Below are 7,415 nucleotides of genomic sequence, written 5' to 3' on the forward strand. Positions count from 1 at the left end.
GGATGTGTACACTCTGGATTTGGTATGGGATTTGAAAGATTAATTATGTACCTAACAGGTATTGATAACATTCGTGATTCTATTCCTTATCCAAGAACTCCAAAGAACTGTGAATACTAAAATGGATGGCACATTGGTGCCATCTTTTGTTTTTAAAATAATTCTATGGTATAATGACAATAATCTTTTATTTGAGGAGGAGAAAAAATGGAAGATGAAGGAAGAGATTTAACAAAAGAGGAATTAGAGGAATTACAAGCTAATAGAGTTTATTGTAATTCTACAAGCATTCCAACCCCAAAGGATGAAGGATATTATTCTTATTTAAAATGGAATCCTTATTATGATACGGATTTTGCAAAATACGCATTCATAATAGGAGATATAATTACATTCTTGCTATCCCTTGGCCTTATATTTGGAGGAATTACTGGACAAGTACCGGTATGTCTTTGGATTGGTGTGGCATCCCTTTCTTTATGCATAATTGGTACAATTATTCGTTACTTACCAAAAAAGAAGAATATGGATTCCGTAATGGAAGGAGAAAACCAAACTCATATCATCGTAGGCACAATTATTGCCCTACATGTAACTCCATTTGGCTTTGTAGCCTTAGGTGCTTATTTAATGTCTAAGGAAGATGAAGTACAAATGAAGCAAATTAGAAAATATGGTTTTTATACTTCATGTAAAAACGCAAAAGAATATAAGGATTTATATAATGCATTAAGCTTTGATCACCAGAAGAAAAAAATATCTGATGATGATTATGAAAAAAGTATTATTGCATTAAAAAATGATTTAAATAAATATGTAGAATCTCTTGATGATAGAGTAAGAATTACAGAATCAAGAATTACAAAGGGCTTGGCACAAAAGTCTGATTTAGAGAAAGAAATAGACTTTGTAAAGTGCGAAAAAGATATTGCTTATTCAATATTGAATTAAAAGATATTACAGGAAGAATAATAAAACATATTCAAAAAAAAGATTTGAGTTTAATTAAAAAATAAATAGATAAATAATTCTAATAAAAGCCGGTTTTTCTATTAAAAATCGGCTTTTATTGTCTTATAAAACTTAAAAAATATAATATAAAATGCTATACTTATGAATAGGTGATTTATATGACAGGAATAAGAAGTGAAAGAACAAGCTTACCTATTTGGTCTAAAATTATATTATATATATTTAGTACCCTATTATTTGTAATTCAAATTGGTATTTTTGTTCTATCTATTAATTTCTATTTTAATAATGAATTATCTGTTTCAAGCTATGCACCATACATTTTAATTGGAACCTATATTATAGGTGCGATTACAACCATCTTTATTATAAGAAGAAGTATTCCAACCAATTATAAGCTAACCTGGTGTATTATGATTATGACCTTACCTGTTCCTTTTTCTACTTTATATTTCTTAAACCAATTAACGAAATGGGCCTCAAGCCTATCCTATAGAAAAAGAATGGTTGATGTAAAGGTATTAGATGATAATGAGGTAATGGAAGAATTAAAGGGAAAAGATTTAACTGCCTATAATATGGTATCTGCACTTAAATCAAGTGAGCCATTAAATTTATATAAAAATATTGAAGTAAAATATTTTAATGATGCACTATCTAAGCATAAGGATATGATAGAGGAATTAAAGAAAGCCAAATCCTATGTTTATATGGAATATTTTATAATTGCTGATGGCTATATTTTAGATGAGCTATATGAAGTATTAAAGGACTTAGGCGAAAGAGGCGTAGAAATAAAGATTATTTATGACGATTTAGGCTCTAAGGGTAGAATGACATATAAGCTATTAAAAAGATTAAAAAAAATACCAAATTGTATGGTAGAAGACTATGAACCATTTACCTTCAATTTATTATCCAATTATAGAGATCATAGAAAGGTAACGATTATCGATGGTAAAATCGTCTATACTGGTGGAGATAATTTAGCAGATGAATATATTCATAAAATAAGTCGATTTGGCTATTGGAGAGATACTGCAGTAAAGCTTACTGGAGATATTGGATATTCCTATACCAATATGTTTTTAACTACCTGGGGAAGAATTAGAGGTACTACAGTTATTGATTACCCAAGTATTCCAAAATTAAATTTAAATCAAGAGGGCTATGTAATGCCTATATGGGATGGACCTACAAATAAAGTAACTCCTGCGTATGATTTATTTTGTTCTATGATTTCTTCTGCAGAAAAATATATTTATATATCTACACCATATTTTGTTATTGATGATGCCCTTATAGCGCTATTGGTAAGAAAAATAAAAGAGGGTGTTGATGTAAGAATATTAATGCCTCATATTCCAGACAAAAAGACAGCCTTTTATATGGGAAGATTAAATTATAGAGATATCTATAAGGCTGGTGGTAAAATATATGAGTTTAAGGATGGCTTTAATCACGCAAAGAATATAATTATTGATGATAAATATGCCTTTGCAGGCACAATCAATATGGATTATAGAAGTCTATTCTTACATTATGAATGTGGAGCATTCATTTTATATAATAAGGAAATATTGACTATGAAATGTGATTTCATAGATACTATAGAGAAATCTATATTATTTGATTATAAGGATTGGCATAAAAGAAAATGGTATCAAAGGGTTATTGGATATATATTTTCTATTTTTGCCCCTTTGTATTAGGAGAGTAGTATGAAACTTGAAGATTTAGCAAATAAGCTTTTAGACTTAGGAAAAAGAAATAGATTATTAAATTATAAGGAAACTGGGTTTAAAAGTATTTCTATTTTAAATAAAAATTATAGAGAAATATATGAAGGATTAACGAGTGGAAAGGAATTTTCCTTTATGTTAATTGATCCTATGCTAGAAAGGTATCATAAAACCTTCGCAGAAGAAGGAGATTCTATTTTAGAATATTCTCCACTTAAGGTTTATGATATTTGTAAGGAAGCTATAAAGCCAAAGGAATTATTAGCTTATAAAAAGGGCTATAAGCTAGATAAAACCTTAAGAGCTTTATTAAAGGAATATAAATATTCTATTAATGAAAAAGGTATTAATTCCTTATATTTAACCTTCGGCTTTGTAAGCTATAAGGAGGATAATGTTTGTTATCAAGCACCACTTTTATTAATACCTGTAGAATATCAAAAGAATATGAATGGTGTATATAAAATATCCGCATCGGATGATGATATTATCCTAAACCCAACCCTAGATTATTTTTTCAATACAACAAGAAAATTTGATATTCCAAATTATTATACAGAAGACTTTGATTTTGATATATACATGGAACAAATTAAGAAGGTATTACCAGAGGATGTCATTTATTTTGATGGTATGTCCTTAGGTATTTATTCCTTCTTAAAGATGAACATGTATAGAGATTTAAAGGATCATGAGGCTAAGGTATTACAAAATAGAAACATTAACGCTTTACTTGGAAATAGATTAGATGGAGATATTACCCTAGATGGTAAAGCATTACCAGTAGTAAACTGTGATTCAAGCCAGTATGCCGCAATAGAGATGGCAGTTAAGGGCAAATCCTTCACATTACAGGGGCCTCCAGGATCTGGTAAGAGCCAAACGATTACAAATATTATTGCATCCCTAATTGGAAATGGTAGACATGTCCTATTCGTATCGGAAAAGCTTCAAGCCTTACAGGTAGTATATGAGAATTTAAAAAGAGCAGGCTTATCTGAATTTGCGATAGAGCTTCATTCCTCTAAGGCAAATAAAAAGACCTTCATTGATAATTTATATAAAACAGCAACCTTACCAAAGTATAGTGTATCGAATATGGCAGAGGATACAAAGGAAAACCATGCCATATTAAAGGCAGAGCTTGATAATTATAAAAAGGCAATTGATTCTAAGGTAGAAGGAGAAGAAATTACTGTATTTGAATTATTCTCCTTATATATGAATGAAAGGGAAGTACCCCTAGATTATAGATTCATAGATATTTCATCTACTCCACTACAAGAAATGAATAATACCTCTAGAAATTTAAGAGAATATAAGGATGCAATAGCTCCTATTGGATATGATTATAGAGATTCTGTATTCTATGGATTTAATGATATGAATAAATCCTATATTACCTATGAAATGAATAAGGAGTTCACAGACGCAATTGCTTATTTAATTAAACTAGAATCCTATAGAAAGAATTTAAATAAGTATATTTCTATTCAAGAAAGAGAAATATTATCTATTGATGATTTGTATAAGGTATTTGATTTTATTCCTGTATTTAATCAATTAGAATATCATGATTTATTATCATTATCTAAGGATAATTTAGAATATGTATTACCTTTAATGAAGGAATATTTATCTATTTCCTTAGCATCTTCAGCTATGAAGAATTATGATAAGGAATTTGTGAATATTGATGTAAATTGCCTATATCGTAAATTAAAAAGCCATACCGGCTTATTTAAATCCTTCAATAAGGAATATAGAGATACTAAAAGAGAAATCCTTTCCTATAGAGATGATAAGGCAAGCCATAAGGTATTAGTATCTGAGCTTAAAGAAATTGTGGATTTAAAGGAAAGATTATTTAGAAGAAAGGTATTAAAGGAATCTATATCAAAATATATTCCATATGTAAATACAGAAAATATGGAAGCTATAAAGAAGGATGTAGAGGCCTATATTCCTTTTGCAGGAATAAGAGTTTCCTACTCCTCTAGTGTAGAAAAGAATACCGTTAAGAATTATATATTAGATCAAATGCTATCATTTAAGAATTACCAGGATGGAGATATCAATTTAAGAAAGCTTCAGGTAAGATTTGATTCTGCAATTCTTAATTTCTATAAGACTCCATTAAGTGTAGTATCTAATCATTTAAATGAAATGTATAAGAAAAAGGATTTGATGCAATCCTATATTAGAGTTTTAGCCGTATTAAAGGAATTAAAGAAGGATAATCTATTAGAGTTCTTGCATACATATTTAAAAACAGGCTTATGCCTTGAGAATATGGATAGTGTATATCGTAAGACATTTATGCAAAATAAGATCTTTGATGTTATTCAAAAGAATCCTATTTTATCTAGCTTCTCATCTACCGCATTTAAGGATAAGGTCAAGGAATTTGTATCCTTAGATGAAGCAATTATGCGATTAAATAGAGACTATATTATCGCAGTAAATTCCATGAAAAGACCAGATGATGTATTACTAGAAGGATCTCAGTTTAAGATTTTAGCTAAGGAAGCTAATAAGATTAAAAGACAAAAGCCAGTCAGGTTATTGTTGTCTGAAATTTATGATTTTGCAGTTACAATTAAGCCAGTATTTTTAATGTCACCTCTATCCGTATCTACATATTTAACAGAGGATAATGAATTTGATTGTGTTATCTTCGATGAGGCCTCTCAGATATTTGCAGAGGATGCCTTTGGTGCAATCTATAGAGGTAAGCAGTGTATTATTATTGGTGACTCTAAGCAGATGCCACCATCTAATTTCTTTAATGCAATATCTGATGATAATGATGATGAGGATTATGAATCTGTAGATGAATCTATTTTGGATATGGGAACAAGCTATTTACCTACAACAAGCTTAAAATGGCATTATAGAAGTAGAAGTGAGGAATTAATAGCATTCTCTAATAAGGAATTCTATGATTCTACATTAATTACTATTCCTGAGGCTAAAAAGCATGAGGTGGGCTTTGGTATTGATTTTATCTATGTTAAGGATGGTATTTACAATGTGAAATCTAGAACCAACCAAAAGGAAGCAGAATTAATTGCAGATATGGTAATATCTCATTACCAAAAATCAAATAAGTCTTTGGGTGTTGTTGCCTTCTCCAAGGTGCAAGCCGAATTAATTGAGGATATGGTAGATGAAAAAATATCAAAATATCCTGAATTACATAAATATTTTACCGATGAGGTAGAAGAACCATTCTTCGTTAAAAACCTAGAAACTGTACAGGGGGATGAGCGTGATAGAATCATCTTCTCCATTTGTTATGGATATAATAATGACGGTAAGTTCTATCAAAGATTTGGTCCATTAAATAATTTGGGTGGCGAAAGAAGATTAAATGTAGCTGTAACTAGATCGAAATATAATATTACAATTGTATCTTCTATTAAAGCTTCCGATATCAGAGATAATACAACAGACTCTATTGGAGTTAAATTATTAAAGGAATATCTAGATTTTGCAGAAAATGTATTAGCTAAGAAGAATTATACAGAATCCGATAATGGAATCATTAATTCTATTAAAGAATTCTTAGAGGAAAACCATTATATTTGTTATACAAATTATGGTTCATCCTCCTTTAGAATTCCTCTTGCAGTAAAGGAAAATGAAGAGGATAGCTTTAAGGCTGCCATTATGATTGATGGTATGTCAAGAAATAATAATACAACCGATACAAATAGACTAGAAGAAATGCTACTTTCTCGTCAGGGATGGAAATATTATAAGATTTATTCCCCAAGTTATATTGAGGATATGTCACAAGAACAAAGCCGACTACTTGATTTCTTAAGAAATAATGTAGAAGAGGAGCATGAAGAAGAATCTAGTGTAGAATCCTTTATTGTTGAATCTAAGGATACCTTAGAATCTCATTTTAAGGAATATGAAGCAATGCCTAATGAAATTCTAATGAAGAATTATATGAATAAGGGATTAGAATATGCAATGCTTGAGCTACTTAAAAAAGAAGAGCCAATTCACAATGACTATTTCTTAAGAAAATGTGCTGTTGCGATGGGTAAAACTAGAATTACGAATGTAGTTAAAAATGAAGCATCTAAGGCTATGCCTGAATCTGTAACTATCGTTGGTAATACCATTTGGTTAAATCCTCGTGATACCATAGAATTAAGAATTCATTCTGACCGTATGCTAAATGAAATACCTATGGAGGAATTAAAGGAAGGATTATATACTATCGTTTCTTATTCTGAGGGTATTACAGTTGAGGGTGCATTTAAAGCAATTCTAAAGCTTTTAGGTTTCTCAAGATTAACTGATAATACAAAGAAGCTATTAATGGATGCGGTAGTTTATTTAAAGCTTGAGGGAAGAATTATTCAAAGAGGAGAATGCCTGTATATTTAATACAGGCTTTTTTCTTGTATGACGGGCATGTTATAAATCTAGGGTGAAAGTCCCAAGAGGCGTAGTTGCCGACGAACTTGATAGCGACTTGCAAAGCGTAAACCAGTGATGGAGCGTGAAAAGAAGTAATAGCGAAATAGTGGCCCAACGAACAGAAACTTGATAATGAGGCCCATTAGGCGGATAAGTTGGCAAGACACAACAAAGTCCAAAAGGCAATCGTAACCCTAATCGGTAAATCAAGTGGGTAAACTAGGAAAGATTTATGGCTTATCCCGTGAGGCCTTGTGAACA

General features: G+C 30.4%; 4 protein-coding genes. All 4 read left to right on the forward strand.

The window, feature by feature from the left end:
- Positions 1–120, forward strand: a 120-nt coding sequence (locus EI71_RS09885) for an amino acid--tRNA ligase-related protein (RefSeq protein ID WP_147387595.1), incomplete at its 5' end; no start/stop codon positions are given.
- Positions 121–207: 87 nt separating this feature from the next.
- Positions 208–951: a hypothetical protein gene (locus EI71_RS09890; protein WP_119017060.1), complete on the forward strand. Its 744-nt coding sequence runs from the start codon at positions 208–210 to the stop codon at positions 949–951.
- Between the two features lie 179 nt (positions 952–1,130).
- Entirely contained in the window at positions 1,131–2,684 is a 1,554-nt protein-coding gene (locus EI71_RS09895; protein WP_119017061.1) for a phospholipase D-like domain-containing protein, read from the forward strand.
- A 9-nt stretch (positions 2,685–2,693) separates the two neighbouring features.
- Entirely contained in the window at positions 2,694–7,121 is a 4,428-nt protein-coding gene (locus EI71_RS09900; protein WP_119017062.1) for a DUF4011 domain-containing protein, read from the forward strand.
- Positions 7,122–7,415 lie beyond the last annotated feature (294 nt).

Source organism: Anaeroplasma bactoclasticum, assembly GCF_003550015.1.
Classification (GTDB): domain Bacteria; phylum Bacillota_I; class Bacilli_A; order Acholeplasmatales; family Anaeroplasmataceae; genus Anaeroplasma; species Anaeroplasma bactoclasticum.